Raw genomic sequence first — 16,031 nt, 5'->3', positions numbered from 1 at the left:
GCGCTTGAGCCTTGCGAGCGAATCCGCGCTTTCGGCGTTCGGGAAGCGTCTTGCTACGCTGCTGGAGCCGGGGGACGTCGTGCTGCTTTCGGGCCCGCTCGGAAGCGGCAAGACGAGCCTTTGCCGGGCAGTGCTCCGCGGCCTGGGTCATTGCGGCGAGGTGCCGAGCCCGACATTTACGCTTGTCCAGCCCTATGACGACGACGGGCTGCGACTGCCGGTGTGGCATGCCGACCTCTACCGTCTCGACAGGCCCGAGGATGTGCGCGCTCTCGCGTTCGAGGAGATATTGGAAGACGGCGTCCTTCTCGTCGAATGGCCGGAAATGGGAGACGGCGAGTTGCCGGGCCCCGCGCTCTGCCTGTCGATTTCCGGCACGGGAGGCGACGTGCGCGAGTTGACTTGTCTCCTGCCGGCAGCTTGGGAAGCCCGATGGGAAAGACTGTGAAGCTTCCCGCCGGGGCCGAGGACTTTCTGGGCGACTGCGGTTGGGGCGAGTGCGAGATCGAGGAATTCAGCGCCGACGCTGCGTTCAGGCAATATTACCGGTTGCGGCGGGGCACCGAAACACGCGTGCTGATGTACGCGCCGCGCCCCTCGGAGCGCAGCGAATGGTTCGTCGCCCTGGCTCGGCATATCAAATCCTTCGGTCTCAGCGCGCCGACGATCCACGCGGAACGGCTGCCCGATGGCTTCATCCTGCTCGAGGATCTGGGTGAATTGCAGTATTTCTCCATCCTGCCGGACCGGCGGGACGAGCGGCTCTTGTACGAAACGGCGACCGACGTGCTCGTGGCGCTGCACCGGGTGGAGATGCCGGCCAATCTGGGTGCCGTCGAAATTCCTCGCTACGACCACGCGCGCATGATCGCAGAGGCGGGGTTGCTGCTCGACTGGCACTGGCCCGAACTCATGGACGGCGCGCCGCCGGAGAGCGTGCGCCGCTCTTATGAGGCGGCATGGCAGGCCGTTCTGCCGGCGGCGGGCTATGCAGACGACCGGCTCGTGCAGCTGGACTATCATTCACCCAATCTGATGTGGCTGCCGGATCGGCAGGCGGAAGCGCGCGTCGGCATCCTCGACTTTCAGGACGCCATGCGCGGACCGGCGAGCTATGATCTCGTGTCGCTGCTGCAGGACGCGCGCCGCGACGTGGGGGTCGGTATCGAGGCGGATATGCTGCACCGCTATCTGTCGGCCTTGCCGTCCTTCGATGCGGGCCGGTTCCGTGCCAGCTATGCCGTCATGGGGACGCAGCGCGCCGCACGCATTCTGGGCGTGTTCGTGCGCTTGTGGCGACGCGACGGGAAGCCCCGCTATCTGCAGCATCTGCCGCGTTTGTGGCGGCAGCTCGATACGAATCTCGAACATCCCGTCCTTGCGCCGCTAAGGACTTGGTTCGACGCGCATCTGCCGGTAGAGGCGCGCCGAAATCTGGCATTGGAGGCCGTGTGAGCAAGGTAAGTGCGCCGCTGGCCCTGAGGCCGCGGATCGAGGCGGATGTTCCGCGGGCCGCGATGGTGCTGTCGGCCGGTCTGGGGCGGCGCATGCGTCCGCTGACGGCGACCCGGCCGAAACCGCTGATCCAGGTGGCCGGGCGTCCGTTGATTGACTACAGCTTCGATTCGCTGGTGCGCGCCGGGGTCGGCGAAGCAGTCGTGAACACCCACTATCTGGCCGATCAGGTGGAGGCGCATGTGAAGCGCGTTCCTGCCGGCCTCGCCATTCATCTGTCCGATGAGCGCCAGCAATTGCTGGAGACCGGCGGCGGGGTGAAGAAGGCGCTGGATTTGATCGACGCGGATCCATTCCTGATCCTGAACAGCGACAATATCCTGATGGACGGACCGTGCGACACGCTTTCGCTGCTTGCCCAGCGTTGGGACCCGGAGGCGATGGATGCGCTGCTCCTGTTGGTGCCGCTCAGCCGCGCGAACGGCTATGACGGCCGCGGAGACTTTCACATGACGCAGTCGGGCGAGCTGACGCGGCGGCAAGGGAGCCGCGTGGCGCCTTTCGTCTACAGCGGCGCGCAGATCATCAAGAAGAGCGCATTCCAGGGCACGCCGGACGGGAAGTTCAGCCTGAACGTCGTCTTCGACAAGCTGCTGGAAGAGGGCCGCCTTTACGGCTTCGCCCATCAGGGGGGCTGGTATCATGTCGGAACTCCGGAGGCCGTGCCGGACACCGAGGCCCGCCTGCGCGGTGAGTGAGGCGCGCCGACCGAGCCTGTATACGATCCCGGCGCACGGCGCCTTTGCCGACCGCCTCGCCGAGGGGCTTCTGGCCGGCCATCCCTTCGGCGCCGCGAGCAGCACGGACGAACTGTCGCTCGCGCGCACGACCGTCCTCCTGCCCAGCCGCCGTGCGGTCCGCGCGCTGAACGAGGCGTTTGTCCGTGCGGCCGGCGGCGCCTTGCTGCTGCCGAAGCTGATCGTGCTCGGCGATCTGGAAGACGATTTCGCGCCCGGCGTGCCTACGGATGCGGAAAGTTTTTCGCGCCGGCCGCAGATCGGCGCGCTGGAGCGCACCATGCGCCTGATGCCGCTCGTCGAACATTGGCAAGAGCGGACCGGTCAGAGCCGCGCGAAGGTCGAGACATGGCGGCTCGCGGAGGCGCTCGGCCGCGCGCTCGATCTCGTGCAGCTTCACGGAGTGGACGGACGCGACCTGCCAGGCGCGGTCGAGGGCGAAATGGCCGCGCATTGGCAGCGGACGGTACAATTCCTTGATATTGTCATCGGCGAATGGCCGGGCGTGCTGACCGAACTGGGGATGAGCGACCGCGTCACCGAGCGGCAGGCGGAATTGCGGCGCCTGACGGCCCGGTGGCAGGCGCACCCCCCGGCCGGTCCCATGATTGCGGCCGGCATCGCCAGTGCCGATCCGGCGGCGGCGGCGCTGCTTGGCGCGATCGCCCGGCTTCCCGGAGGGGCCGTGGTCTTTCCGGGGCTCGACCTGGACATGCCGGAGGAAGAGTGGGACCGGCTGTCCCCCACCGGTCCGCACCCGCAAGTGCCGATGAAGCTGCTGCTGGAGGGCATGGAGGTCCGCCGGGGCGAAGTGGACTTGTGGCCGGGGGCGGGCACGCGCGATGGAGAGGCGGAGCGTACTCCTCTGCTCGCGGCTGCGTTTCAGCCGCCAGCCCGCACGGCGGATTGGCACGCACTCTCGATTCCTGCGCCAAAGGGAATGACACGGTTCGAAGCGGCGTCACCGGCGGAAGAGGCGTCAGGCATCGCCCTTGCGCTACGCCGAGCGCTGACCGTCCCGGAAAAGACGGCAGCGCTCGTGACGCCGGATCGCGATCTTGCCCGGCGCGTGGCTGCGCAGATGCGCCGCTGGGGCATCGACATCGACGATTCCGCCGGCCAGCCGCTGTCGTTGACCCCGCCTGGCGGATTCATGCGGCTGGCGCTGGAAGCGGCTGCATCGGGCTTCGCGCCCGTCCCGCTGATGGCGCTTCTGAAACACCCGCTCGCAGGACCGCCTGCCGAGGCGCGCGGAGACTGGCTGATCAAGGTGCGGCGTCTCGATCTTGCCCTGCGCGGCGTGCGGCCTGCCCGCGGCCTGCAGGGCGTGCGCAATCGGCTGACCACGACGGTGACGAAGGATGAGGCAGGGCGCGAGGCGCTGATCGCCTGGTGGAAGGACATCGAAACGAAGCTGCGCCCGGTGGCGACGCTCTTCCAGCAGCGGACGCTCGGCAATCTCGGCGCCGCAGCGGCGCATCTGCGCACATTGATCGAGTCGCTTTCGGACGAGCGGTTCTTGGCGGGGCAGGCCGGCCGGGCCGCGGCCGAAATGCTTGCGGAACTGGAACGTCTCGGCCCGCATGGTGGAGCGGCGAGGGCGGCGGACCTGCCGGCCTTCCTTGGCGCCGTTCTCGGCACGGTCGCCGTGCGGCCCGCCTATGGCCGCCACCCGCGCCTTGCCATTTACGGCTTGCTGGAGGCCCGGTTGCAGCGTGCCGATCTCATGATCCTTGGCGGCCTGAACGAGGGGGTCTGGCCGCCCTCAGACACGTTCGACCCGTGGTTGCCGCCAAAGGTCAGGGCGGCGCTCGGTCTGCCGCCCACCGACCGCGCGCTGGCCCTGTCGGCGCACGATTTCGTACAGGCGTGCGGTGCGCCCGAGGTGCTCCTGACCCGCTCGAAGCGGGACGCGAGTGCGCCGACCGTGGCCTCGCGCTTCTGGCTGCGTCTCGACGCACTGCTTGGCTCCGACCTGCCCCGCGATGGCGAGATCGCGGCGCTCGCCTCCGCGCTCGACAGCAGCGAGACACGCGCGCCAGCGCCGCGGCCGGAGCCCGCCCCCCCGGTCGATGAACGGCCGCGGGAGATCAGCGTTACGGAGGTGGAGACACTGCGTGCCGATCCGTTCCAGTTCTACGCGAAGCGTCTGCTGCGTCTCAGCCGCCTCGACGCGCTGGGGGAAAAGGCCGGTCCGGCGCAGCGGGGAACAATCGTTCACGACCTGATGGAAACGCTGTCGCGTGAGGGTGCGCTGGGCGACGAGGTGCGCCGCGCCGCGGCGATCGAAACCGCGCTTCGCGCCTATTCGGACCATCCGCTGATGACGGCGCTCTGGCAGCCTCGGGTCGAGCGCATGCTCGGCTGGGCGGCGGAGCAGTTCGCGGCGCTGGAGGCGCGGCAGGTCCGCATCGCGGCGGTGGAGCGCTGGGGCGAGATGCCGGTGGACGGCGTTCGCCTGAAGGGCAAGGCGGACGTCATCTTCGACACCGGCGCCGGCGTCGCCATTGCCGACTACAAGACGGGCCAGCCGCCTGCGCCGGGACGAATCGCGGAAGGCTATGCCGATCAGCTCGCTCTTCTCGCGTGGATGGCGGAGGCGGGCGCGTTCGACGATCTCGACAAACGGACCGTCGAGGAGATCGCCTATTGGCGTTTGTCGGGCGGCGAGCGGCAAGGCACCATCACCTCCAGCACGAACAAACGGATGCGCAAGGACAATGTCTGGCGCGATCTGCCGGCCTATTTCGAGGAAGCGCGAGAGCGGTTTCGCCAGACCATCGCACGGTGGCTGACCGGCAATGCCCCCTTTACCGCGCGTCTGCGGCCGGAATTCGCGCCGTATAACGATTACGAGCAGCTCGCACGCGTGCAGGAATGGGAAGGGGAGGTGCGCGGATGAAGGCACTGCTGCCCCTGACCGACGAGCAGCGCCAGGCGGCGGGCCCCGACGTTCATGCCTGGGTCTCCGCCTCTGCGGGGACGGGCAAGACGCAGGTCCTGTCGGCCCGGGTTCTGCGCCTCTTGGCGAGCGGCGCGCGGCCGGAGGGCATTCTGGCGCTGACCTTCACGAAGGCCGCCGCGGCGGAGATGCAGAACCGGATATTGGAACGGCTGGCCCGGTGGGTGACCGCCGAGGATGAGGAGATCGCAGCCGATCTTCGTGCGATCGGCGAGTTGCCCGGCGCAGCCATGCTTCGGCGTGCGCGCACACTGTTCGCCAGCGCGCTCGATGTGCGCGGCGGCTTCAAGGTGCAGACGCTGCACAGCTTTGCCTCCTCTCTTCTCGCCGCCTTCCCGATCGAGGCCGGCGTCACGCCCGGCTATCAAACGCTCGACGACCGGTCGGGATTGCAGGTGAAGCGTCAGGTCCTGGAGGGCGCGATCGAGGCGGCGGCGGCCGAGGGGGATGCGGCCTTCCTGGACGATCTCGGACGGCTGGCCGTTCAGCATGGCGATGCCGGCGCGGCGAAGATGATGGAGACGCTGCTGCGGGAGCGGCGCCGGCTGTCCGCCTATCGCAGCGAAGCGGAACTGACCGCCGCCCTGCGCCGCATTCTCGACCTGCCGCCAGAGGGCACAGCGGAGGAGGTGCTGCGCGCCGAAATCGCCAGAGACGGCGCGCTGGAAAGTACTCTTCGTGACTATGCCAGCGCCCTGTCGCGGTGGAATTCGAAGGCGAACGGTCCGCAATGGCTGGCGAGTATCGAGGCATTCTTTCGGGCGGAAGCGCTGTACCGGACGGATATTCTGCCGGACCTGTTCGCCACCTGCTTCACGACCACGGGCGACCCCCGGAAGCCGAGCGCGGCGCTGGAGCCATTTCAGAGCGAGGCCACCGTCTGCCTGGATCGGCTGCGCGACACGCTGCGCCGGCTGGAGGTGGCGGAGATCGCCGCGCTGCATCTGCGAGTCGGGCGACGGCTCGCAGCCTCCTATGAGGAGACGAAGCGCCATCTGGGCGCCGTCGATTTCGATGATCTGATTGCCGAGGCCGCGCATCTTCTCGACAGCGTTCCGGGTGCGTGGGTGCTCTACAAGATGGATCAGCGTATCGATCACGTACTCGTCGACGAGGGGCAGGATACGAACGCGGCGCAGTGGCGCATCGTCCATGCGCTGACCGCCGAGTTCTTCTCCGGAGAAGGCGCGCGGGAGGACGATCTGCCCGGCCCCCGCACGCAGTTCGCCGTGGGCGATTACAAGCAGGCGATCTTTGGCTTTCAGGGAACCGACCCTGAAGAGTTTCGAACGGCCCGGGAGGAAACGGCCGCGCGCGCGGCGGCGGCGGGGCAGCCCTTCGTTCCGGTGCCGCTGAGCCGTTCGTTCCGTTCCGTTCCGGCCGTGCTGACGGCGGTCGACCGCGTCATCGCGCTGAAGGGCCACGCCGCGTTCGGCATGGACAGCGAGATTCCGCCGCATATTCCGCACAGGGCCGGGGACGCGGGCGCCGTCACGCTTTGGCCGAAGCTCGGCACGGACGAAAACCCGCTGCCGCCAGCGGAGGCCGACAATAAGGAGCGGGCGATCGCCTCTCGCATAGCCGCGGAGGTGAAGGGCTGGTTGGACCGCGGCCTGTTTCTTCCGTCGAAGGGGCGGGCCGCCGCGCCGCAGGACATCCTCATCCTTCTCCGCTCGCGCGGCGATCTGGTGCCCGAACTCGTTGCCGCCCTGCATGCGGAGGGGGTCCCGGTCGCGGGCGCCGACCGGCTGCGCCTGACCGCGCCGCTTGCCGTGCGCGACTGCCTCTCCCTGATCCGCTTCGCATTGCAGCCTGAGGACAATCTGTCGCTTGCGGAGATTCTCGTCTCGCCCTTCCTGGGCTGGTCGCAGAAGCAGCTCTACGATCTGGCTCATACGCGTGCAGGCCCCGCGACGCTATGGTTCGCGCTGCGGCAGGCACGCACCGCGCATGCTGAGGCCGCGCGCGCATGGCTGGGCGAGGTTCTCGGGATGGCCGATTTCCGGACGCCCTATGATTTCCTGGAGGCGATGTTGTCGGGTCCGCTGAAGGGGCGGGCAAAGCTGCTGCGCCGATTGGGGAGCGAGGCGCGCGATCCGCTGGATGAACTTCTCAGCCAGGCGCTTGCCTATGAGCGTGTGGCAGCCCCGTCCTTGCAGGGCTTTCTCGACTGGCTGGCCGTCGCCGACGATATCGAGGTCAAGCGCGATCCCGAGGCGCCGCAATCGGCCGTTCGCATCATGACGGTGCACGGCGCGAAGGGCCTGCAGGCACCCGTCGTTATCATGGCGGACGCGGCAAAGGCTTCCGGGCAAGCGAGCATTTCCCAGCTCCTTGCGGGCGAGCCGCCGCTGCCGATCTATGGATTTCGCAAGGGCGATCTGCCCGGAAATCTGGCGGCGCTTCATGCCGTGGCAGAGAGGAAGGAGGCGGAAGAAAGTCTTCGCCTTCTCTACGTCGCCATGACGCGCGCAGAGGATTATCTGTTCGCAGGCGGCATCGCCGGCCGGACTGGCGAAAGCTGGTGGGATGTGATGCATGCCGCCCTGCAGACGCTGGAAACCGAGGAAGAAAAGGCGGAGCGCTGGGGCGGTGTCGCCCTGCGCTACAAGGAGGGCGTGGCGGCGGCGTCGCAGGCAGAGGAAAAGGCGAGCGCGATCTTTCGTCCAGTTATTCCAAGCTGGGCGGCGGAGCCCGCCCCGCCGGAGGCTCGGCCGCCGCGACCATTGGCACCGTCCGCTGTCGAGGAGGAGGGCGGCCTGCCGCCGCCCGGCCCGGAACTGGAACGCGCGGCGCTGCGGGGCCGGCTTCTCCATGCCCTTTTCGAAAAATTGCCGGACCTGCCGCCCGAAGATTGGCGCGAGGCCGCGACGTCCTACATCTCTGCGCGCGGTCAGAACCTCGATGCGGGTTCGCTGGCGGACGAGGTGCTCGCGGTCATGACGGCCCCGGAGCATGCGGATCTTTTCCGCGCGGGCGCGCTGCGGGAGGCGCCCGTTTCCGCGATCGTCGGCACCGATGTCATCGCCGGCACGATCGACCTGTTGCTGGTCGGGCCGGACCGTGTCCGGCTGGTCGATTACAAGACCGACCGGAAGGTTCCGGCAAGCGCAGAGGAGGTTCGGCCCCGCCACCGCGCGCAAATGGCGGCATATCGGGCGGCGGTGGAAACGATCTTCCCCGACCGCCGGGTTGAGGCGGGCCTGCTTTATACGGCCGGCCCACGGCTGATCTGGCTTTAAGCGGCGCTATCGCATCCGACAGAAAGCCTTGGTTCGTCGCAGGCCCAGGACCCCTTGCCGTCGGCGTGGCCGCGCGCCATGTGTTGGAAAATCATTTGTTCGGAGACCAGATATGGCGACCACGGCGATCACCCCGGAAAATTTCGAAAGCGAAGTAAAGCAGGCGGGCAAGCCCGTCCTGATTGATTTCTGGGCGCCCTGGTGCGGCCCCTGCCGGCAGATCGCACCGGCGCTCGAGGAGCTTTCGGACGAGATGGACGGTGTCACCATCGCGAAGCTGAACACCGATGACCACCCGGACCTTGCCGCCGAATTCGGCATCAAGGGCATCCCCACCATGATCCTGTTCAAGGACGGCAAACCCGTTTCGACCAAGGTGGGAGCGCAGCCGAAGAGTTCGATCAAGGACTGGCTGGACAGCGAGACGGCCTGACCCGTTCGTTCCGCCGCCGCGGCGACCCTCAGGCTGCGGCGGTCAGCACCTGACCGGCGCGCGGGACGTGCACATGCACCTTTCCCGCGCGCTTGTCCTCTCTCGACACGGTGATCGTGCAATCGTCGAGGCCGATCAGTGTCCCCACAATGGCGGCCGAATCGGGACCCTCCGGCGATACCGACACGATGTCGCCGGCATGAAAGCCGCTGTTCGGCGCCACGGCAAAGTCGTGCAGCGGCTCTTCCGCCCGGGCATGTTCGATGGCCTGTGCGGCCGTCCAGTCTTCCCGTTGTCCGTGCCCGATGGCGCCAACGCGCCCGGCCCATTCGGCAATGACATCCCCGAATTCCTGGGGCCTCTGGCCGCGCAGAGACTGAAACCAGACCAGCATGTAAAGCGCGAGATCGGCATGGCCGGCCTGTTGTCCGCCGATGAATCGCCGGCCGTCGTCCAGCGCCTGCTCCAGCAGCGCGATGTTGGCCGCGAACTGCGCTTCAAAATGGGGCAGGGCGGGCAGGAACGCCTCTCTTGACAGTCCGAAGCGCCGGGCTCGATCATCCCAGAACGCCTGGGGGATTTGCTCATGAACCGCGCCGAGTGCGTGACCGACCGCAGGACGAAAGGCCGGTCCGCCCGCCCAAAGCGCGATCATTCGCCCGGCAAGGCCAAGCGGTTGGGGGTAAAGGCTTGGCTGCGGCACAGCGCGTTCCAGACGGTCGACGATGATGGCGGTGTCGCAATAGATGTCAGCGCCGATCTGCAACACAGGCGTCCTCTCATAGCCGCCGGTCAGTGCCGTCAGGTCCGGCTTCGGCGCGATGTTCGGAATTTCGACCGACTTCCACGATATGTCCTTCAGCCCCAGCGCTAGACGAATGACCTCAGAGAAGGGCGAGGTGGCGTAGTGGTGAAGAACGATGTCCGGCATATTCGCTCCCGAAGGTCTTGGAAATGAAGCCGTTAACCATAGAAACGCTTTTGCCAAGGCCAAAAGATACGTGCCCGTCACGAATAGATCGCCGAGGACCTGCGGGGGCGGGCGACGCTTAACCGTAGAAGATTTGCGCTGCGCGGTCCCACAGGGCCGGGGAGGACGCTGCGAGGAGGCCGGTGCGCCTGTCGCCGAGCCGGTAGGCGCTGCCGTCGGTACGGCGTACCCGTCCACCGGCCTCGTTCAGGAACAACGCGCCGGCGGCATGATCCCACGGCAATGTACGGCGGAAGACGGAAATGTCGTTCTCGCCCAGGGTCAGGCGCGGATATTGTTCGGCAGCGCAGCGCGGGATGGGCACGATGGTGAGGTGCCCCGACGCCTTTTGCGTCAGCGTCTCGCGTTCCTCCGCCGTCATGAACCCTGTCGCAAGCGCAGCGACGGGCTTTATGGCCCCGGTGGCGACGGCGCGCAGGGGTTGGTCGTTCAGGAACGCGCCCTCACCGACGCGCGCGTGGCACAATCGGCCGGTCAGCGGGTCGAGCATCCACCCGGCCAGCGCGTCGGCGCCGTCGGCGAGCGCGACCATGATCCCGAATGGCGGTCGGCCGGCTGCATAATTGCCGGTGCCGTCTATGGGATCGATGATCCACTGCAGGCCCTGGCCGACTGTGGACAGAAGCTGCGCGTCGGCGGCGCACGCCTCCTCGCCGATGACCTTCGCCGAGGGTTCCAGCGACGACAATCCAACCGTCAGGCGATCTTCGCTTTCCCGGTCCGCCGCCGTTACCAGTTCGCCCGGCTCCTTTTCCTCGATCTCGTGCGCGGCAAGAGCCTGGTATCGCGGCAGTACGATGTCCGCCGCCACATTTCGGAGCAGCGCCGACACTTCCGCATGCAGCCGGGCGGCGAGCGAAAGTCCGCTCAACTGCGGTAGTCCGCGTTGATGGAGATGTACCCGTGCGTCAGGTCGCACGTCCAGACGCGGGCGCGGCCCTCGCCAATGCCGATATCGACGCCGATGTCGATTTCTGCGCCTTTCAGATGGGCGCTGACGGGCGCCTCTTCATAGTCCGGGACGCGCGCGCCGGCTTCTGCGACGACGGTATTTCCGAAGCGGATGGACAGGCGATCGCGGTCGGCGGGCTCGCCGGCCTTTCCGACAGCCATGACGATGCGGCCCCAATTCGCGTCTTCACCCGCAATCGCAGTCTTCACGAGCGGCGAGTTGGCGATCGACAGGGCGATCCGGTGGGCACTCTCGGCAGAGGCGGCGCCGGTGACGTCGATAGTGATGAACTTCGAAGCGCCCTCGCCATCACGGACGATCTGCTTCGCCAGATCGGTGCATATGTCGGTGATCGCGGCCTGCAAGGCATCGGCGCCGGGGGAGTCCTGCGTTTCTATGCGCGGCGCATCGGCTGAGGCTGTGGCGAAGGCAAGCAGCGTGTCGCTGGTCGACGTGTCGCCGTCGACCGTGATGCATGAAAAGCTCAGACGGTTGGCGGCTGCCACCATCGCCTGAAGCGCCTTTGCCGAGACATTCGCGTCGGTGAAGACATAGGCGAGCATGGTCGCCATGTCGGGCGCGATCATGCCCGACCCCTTGGCAATCCCCACCAGCGTGACGGTTTCGCCGCCGACGATGGCGGTTGCGGAGGCGGTCTTCGTGAACGTGTCCGTCGTACCGATGGCGGCGGCGGCCGCAACCCAGTCCTTCGCTTCCCCCAGCCGTCCGGCCGCGCCGGCGATCGCGCGTTCGCCCTTTTCGGCCGGCAGCGGTTCTCCGATGACGCCGGTCGCCGACAGGTAGATGCCGGCTTCGGGCACGTTCAACGCATTCGCGGCGGATGCGGCGATGCGTTTCGCCGCGTCCGCGCCCGCACGTCCCGTAAAGGCGTTCGAATTGCCGGCGGAGACGATCAGCGCACGTGCCTCGCCGCCGGCCGCCAACCGCGTCCGGCACCATTCCACCTCCGGCGATGCGCACAGGGACCGGGTCGTAACGCCCGCGGCGACCGTGCCCGGAGCGAAGCGGCAGATCAGAAGGTCCGCACGTTCGCGATACTTGTAGCCCGCCTCCGCCGTTGCCAGTTCGACACCAGCGACCCGGGGCAGCGGTGCATCCTCTTTCTCTTCAGACCATTTCACTTTAGAATCGAGTTCCTGTTTGCGTATGCGTACCCTCGATCCGATAGTCGAAGCGAATGGTTCCCGCCACTCCATGTCGGGCGGAATCGCTGCGGATCCGTGTTCCGGACGAACGGTTTTGCGGAGACGTTCCTTGGTTGGTAACCCATCCGGTGCGAAAAAGGAGGCGGCGCTGCCCGCTGCAAGCGCAGAGGCGGAGGCGCTGAGGGCAAGCATCCGCCATCTGCAAGAGCGTCTGGCCGCGCTTCAAAGCGCCAAGGACCGTTTGGAGCTGGCGCTGGACAATACCGGCATCGGCGTCTGGGACTGGAATGTTTCCACTGGCGATTTCTGGATGTCCGACGCGGCGCTTGCGCTGCAGGGTTATGATACGTTGCCGCCCTTGTCCTTCGATACGGTGCATGAACATTATGTTTGGCCGCAGGAATGGCGGGAATGGCGGGCGAAGTTGCTGGGCTGCCTGAAGGGGCACACCGACTATGCCGAGCACGAACATCAGCTGCGCTGCCGCGACGGTGGATTCATCTGGGTGGTCGAGCGGGCCCGGGTGGTCGCCCGGACCGAGGCCGGTCGCGCGGTGCGCATAATCGGAACGCGCACCGACACGACGGTGAGGCGGGAGGAGGAAGAAAGGCTGCGCTGGCTGGCACAACACGACCCGCTGACGGGCCTGCCGAACCGCACCGTCTTCAATGAAATGCTGGAGGCGGCCCTGATGGACAGGGACGGCGATCCGGATGATGGGGGCAGCATGGTGGGCTTGATCTTCGTGGATCTCGATCACTTCAAGGGGGTGAACGACGCGGATGGTCACGAACGCGGCGACCAGGTGCTTTGCGCGGTCGCCGAGCGGCTACGCGAGCGCTTTTCCGCGCCGGCGACCGCTGCGCGGATTGGCGGCGACGAATTCGGCATCGTCCTGCCGCTGGTGGAGGACGCCGCGACGTTCGCCAAGGCCTGCCGGGAACTCGCCGAGATCAGGCAGCCCATAAGCGTCAGCGTCGGCGGCGCCATCTTTTCGCGAAGCGGCACGGATGCGGCCACGTTGAAGCGCGCCGCCGACGACGCTCTTTACCAGGCAAAACGCCAGGGACGAGCCCGGGCTGTCGTCGCGAAGACCGGGCGGATCGGGTAGGGCGGCGGCGTTTGCGGCCGGGGCGCTTTATTGACCTCTCTACGGCCCCTTCCTATGTCGCGCGCAGCCGTCGGGTCCGTTTGCGATCTGCCGGCGGACGGTGGAAGCGGTGTGCGCGGTATTGCCCTGTTCGGGGCCGCGATATGCGCCGACTGCCCATTCACGGGGACCCATCCAAAGGGTTCGTCATACGGCAAGGATGTTCAATGCTCGGTCTCGACGCGCTCGCGAAGCGCCTTTTTGGTTCTTCCAACGACAGATACGTCGCCAGTCTGAAGCCGACGATCCGCCGTATCGGCGAGTTGGAGCCGGAGTTCGAAGCGCTGAGCGATGACGAACTGACCGGCAAGACGGTCGAGTTCCGCAAGCGGCTCGCAGACGGCGAAAAGCTGGATGCACTGTTGCCGGAGGCGTTCGCGACCGTGCGGGAGGGCTCGAAACGCGTCCTCGGCATGCGCCACTTCGATGTGCAGCTTGTCGGCGGCATCGTTCTCCACCGCGGAGAGATTGCGGAAATGCGGACGGGTGAGGGCAAGACGCTCGTCGCCACCTGCGCCGTCTATCTGAACGCGCTGGAGGGCAAGGGCGTCCACGTGGTGACCGTGAACGACTATCTGGCCAGTCGCGACGCGGCGTGGATGGGCCGCCTCTACACCTTCTTGGGACTGTCCGTCGGCGTCATCATTCCCGATCTTCCGGAGGACGAGCGCCGGAACGCCTACGCCGCCGACATCACCTATGGCACGAACAACGAGTTCGGCTTCGACTATTTGCGCGATAACATGAAATATTCGCGCGCGAGCATGGTGCAGCGGCCGTTCAACTATGCCGTGGTCGACGAGGTCGATTCGGTCCTGATCGACGAGGCGCGTACGCCGCTGATCATCTCCGGTCCGACCGAGGACAAGTCGGAAATGTACGTCGCGGTCGACAAGATCGTGCGCCAGCTTGGCGAGGACGATTACGAGATCGACGAGAAGCAGAAATCGATACAGCTGACCGAGGACGGCACCGAACGTATCGAGCGTCTGCTGGAGGATGCCGGGCTTCTGGAAGGCTCGAACCTCTATGACATCGAGAATACACAGATCGTTCACCATACGAACCAGGCGCTGCGTGCCATCAAGATGTTCAAGCGCGACACCGACTATATCGTGAAGGATGGCAAGATCGTCATCATCGACGAATTCACGGGTCGCATGATGGACGGGCGCCGCTGGTCGGACGGGCTTCACCAAGCGGTGGAGGCGAAGGAAGACGTCGACATCAAGCCGGAGAACCAGACGCTGGCGACGATCACCTTCCAGAACTATTTCCGCATGTACCCGAAGCTGTCGGGCATGACCGGAACGGCGGCGACCGAGGCGCCGGAATTCTACGACATCTATAAGCTGAACGTGGTCGAGATCCCGACGAACCTGCCGGTTCAGCGAGAGGATTACGACGACCAGTTCTTCAAGAATGCGGAGGACAAGTACAAGGCGATCGTCGTCGCCATTCGGGAGGCGGCGGCCAAGGGTCAGCCGGTGCTCGTGGGCACGACCTCCATCGAGCGGTCCGAACTTCTCTCAGCCTTTCTGAAGAAGGAGGGTGTCGATCACAGCGTTCTCAATGCCCGCTTCCACGAACAGGAAGCGCATATCGTGGCCCAGGCCGGTCGCCTCGGTGCCGTCACGATCGCCACCAACATGGCGGGGCGCGGCACGGACATCCAGCTTGGCGGCAATGTCGATTTCCGTGTCGCCGATGAGCTGTCCGCGATGGAGGACGGGCCGGACAAGACCCGCGAGATCGAGCGCATCGAGCAAGAGATCAAGGCCGAGCGTGAGGCCGTGAAGCAGGCCGGCGGCCTCTTCGTCCTCGGCACTGAGCGGCACGAAAGCCGGCGCATCGACAATCAGCTGCGCGGCCGGTCGGGGCGTCAGGGCGACCCCGGGCTCAGCCGCTTCTTCCTGTCGCTGGAAGACGACCTCCTGCGGATCTTCGGTCAGCAGAATCTTCTCAACCGCATGATGAACAGCTCGCTGGAAGAAGGCGAGGCGATCGAGCATCCTTGGATCTCGAAGGCGATCGAGACCGCGCAGAAAAAGGTGGAGGCGCGCAACTACGACGTTCGCAAGCAGCTGCTGCAGTATGACGACGTCATGAACGACCAGCGCAAGGTGGTCTATCAGCAGCGCGAGGAAGTGATGGATTCCGAACGCGTCGATGACGTCGTCGAGGAGATGCGCGCAGAGACGATCGAGGAGATCATCACGCTGAACGCGCCCCCGGGGTCCTATCCCGAGCAGTGGAACGTCGAGGGGCTGAAGGAGGAGGTTTCCCGCGTCCTCGGCATGGAGCCCCCTATCGACGCCTGGATGCAGGAAGATGCGGTCGATCAGGAACTCTTTGTGGGGCGCCTGGAAGAAGCCGCGAAGTCGGATCTGGAGGAAAAGGTTGCGCGCTTGCCGGAGGGCCGCTGGCGCGAGATCGAGAAGAGCTTCCTGTTGCAGTCGATCGACTATCGCTGGAAGGAGCATCTGGCGACGCTCGACGCACTGCGCTCCTCCATCGGGCTGCGTGCCTATGCGCAAAAGCAGCCGATCAACGAGTATAAGAAGGAGGCCTTTGCACTTTTCGAGGCCATGCTGACCCACATTCGCGAGGATGTGACGCGCATGCTTCTGACCGCGCGCCTGCCGGAGCGCGCGCCGGAGCCGGAGATGCCGGCGCCGTCCGAGTTCGTGACGACGCACATTGATCCGCTCACGGGGCGCGACGACAGCGCGCCGCCCTCCCGCCCCGCCGGCCCTACCCAAACAGCGCAGCGGCCGATGCCGGACAATGCCGGACCGGTAAATCGAAACGCGCCGTGCCCCTGCGGATCGGGCCGCAAATACAAGCACTGCCACGGTGCGCTCTAACGTCTGAATTCAGGGA

11 protein-coding genes are annotated in these 16,031 nt (G+C 66.3%); 8 read left to right on the top strand and 3 right to left on the bottom strand.

From position 1 onward, the window contains the following. Positions 1-4: 4 nt before the first annotated feature. From tsaE to trxA, 6 genes are all read left to right on the top strand, one after another. Complete coding sequence (gene tsaE / locus C725_RS11425; RefSeq protein WP_008603103.1) at positions 5-448, top strand: tRNA (adenosine(37)-N6)-threonylcarbamoyltransferase complex ATPase subunit type 1 TsaE; 444 nt, start codon at positions 5-7, stop codon at positions 446-448. Further along, positions 445-1,455 (top strand): aminoglycoside phosphotransferase family protein, encoded by a 1,011-nt coding sequence (locus C725_RS11420; RefSeq protein WP_051051363.1) that lies wholly within the window; start codon positions 445-447, stop codon positions 1,453-1,455. The genes tsaE and C725_RS11420 overlap by 4 nt, the downstream gene beginning before the upstream one ends. Then, the gene (locus tag C725_RS11415; RefSeq protein WP_008603096.1) at positions 1,452-2,213 is read left to right on the top strand and encodes a nucleotidyltransferase family protein; all 762 of its coding nucleotides are present in this window, start codon (positions 1,452-1,454) and stop codon (positions 2,211-2,213) included. The genes C725_RS11420 and C725_RS11415 overlap by 4 nt, the downstream gene beginning before the upstream one ends. Beyond that, positions 2,206-5,154, top strand: coding sequence for a double-strand break repair protein AddB (addB, locus tag C725_RS11410; protein ID WP_008603094.1), 2,949 nt, complete (start codon positions 2,206-2,208; stop codon positions 5,152-5,154). The genes C725_RS11415 and addB overlap by 8 nt, the downstream gene beginning before the upstream one ends. Further along, positions 5,151-8,456: a double-strand break repair helicase AddA gene (gene addA / locus C725_RS11405; protein ID WP_008603091.1), complete on the top strand. Its 3,306-nt coding sequence runs from the start codon at positions 5,151-5,153 to the stop codon at positions 8,454-8,456. Before addB ends, addA begins: the two co-directional genes overlap by 4 nt. 112 nt (positions 8,457-8,568) lie before the next feature. Continuing rightward, on the top strand, positions 8,569-8,889 hold the full coding sequence (gene trxA, locus C725_RS11400) for a thioredoxin (RefSeq protein WP_008603089.1): 321 nt from the start codon (positions 8,569-8,571) through the stop codon (positions 8,887-8,889). Between the two features lie 28 nt (positions 8,890-8,917). Here the strand turns inward: trxA and C725_RS11395 are convergent, their stop codons facing one another. The 3 genes from C725_RS11395 to argJ form a co-directional block, all read right to left on the bottom strand. Next, the gene (locus C725_RS11395) at positions 8,918-9,820 is read right to left on the bottom strand and encodes a glutathione S-transferase family protein (protein WP_008603087.1); all 903 of its coding nucleotides are present in this window, start codon (positions 9,818-9,820) and stop codon (positions 8,918-8,920) included. 118 nt (positions 9,821-9,938) lie between these two features. Next, on the bottom strand, positions 9,939-10,751 hold the full coding sequence (locus tag C725_RS11390) for an inositol monophosphatase family protein (RefSeq protein ID WP_008603085.1): 813 nt from the start codon (positions 10,749-10,751) through the stop codon (positions 9,939-9,941). Continuing rightward, positions 10,748-11,974 carry a bifunctional glutamate N-acetyltransferase/amino-acid acetyltransferase ArgJ gene (gene argJ, locus C725_RS11385; RefSeq protein ID WP_008603083.1) on the bottom strand — a complete coding sequence of 409 codons (1,227 nt, stop codon included), beginning with the start codon at positions 11,972-11,974 and terminating at the stop codon, positions 10,748-10,750. Before argJ ends, C725_RS11390 begins: the two co-directional genes overlap by 4 nt. Before the next feature lie 133 nt (positions 11,975-12,107). Here argJ and C725_RS11380 point away from each other — a divergent pair, with 133 nt between their 5' ends. Together C725_RS11380 and secA are read left to right on the top strand one after the other, a co-directional pair. Continuing rightward, a complete protein-coding gene (locus tag C725_RS11380) occupies positions 12,108-13,109 on the top strand; it encodes a sensor domain-containing diguanylate cyclase (protein WP_008603081.1) in 1,002 nt (333 codons plus the stop codon). A 206-nt stretch (positions 13,110-13,315) separates the two neighbouring features. Further along, positions 13,316-16,015, top strand: a complete 2,700-nt coding sequence (gene secA, locus C725_RS11375; protein WP_008603079.1) for a preprotein translocase subunit SecA — start codon at positions 13,316-13,318, stop codon at positions 16,013-16,015. The last annotated feature ends 16 nt before the right edge of the window (positions 16,016-16,031 follow it).

The organism is Pacificimonas flava, from assembly GCF_000342165.1.
GTDB lineage: Bacteria > Pseudomonadota > Alphaproteobacteria > Sphingomonadales > Sphingomonadaceae > Pacificimonas > Pacificimonas flava.
The sequence above is the reverse complement of the archived record's forward strand: the minus strand, read 5'-3'. Positions and strand labels throughout refer to the sequence as shown.

What these genes read in the sequence shown, in the direction of transcription:
- addA (WP_008603091.1), top strand. Translation starts at nt 5,151, where the DNA reads ATGAAGGCACTGCTGCCCCTGACCGACGAGCAGCGCCAGGCGGCGGGC.
- trxA (WP_008603089.1), top strand. Translation starts at nt 8,569, where the DNA reads ATGGCGACCACGGCGATCACCCCGGAAAATTTCGAAAGCGAAGTAAAG.
- C725_RS11395 (WP_008603087.1), bottom strand. Translation starts at nt 9,820, where the DNA reads ATGCCGGACATCGTTCTTCACCACTACGCCACCTCGCCCTTCTCTGAG.
- secA (WP_008603079.1), top strand. Translation starts at nt 13,316, where the DNA reads ATGCTCGGTCTCGACGCGCTCGCGAAGCGCCTTTTTGGTTCTTCCAAC.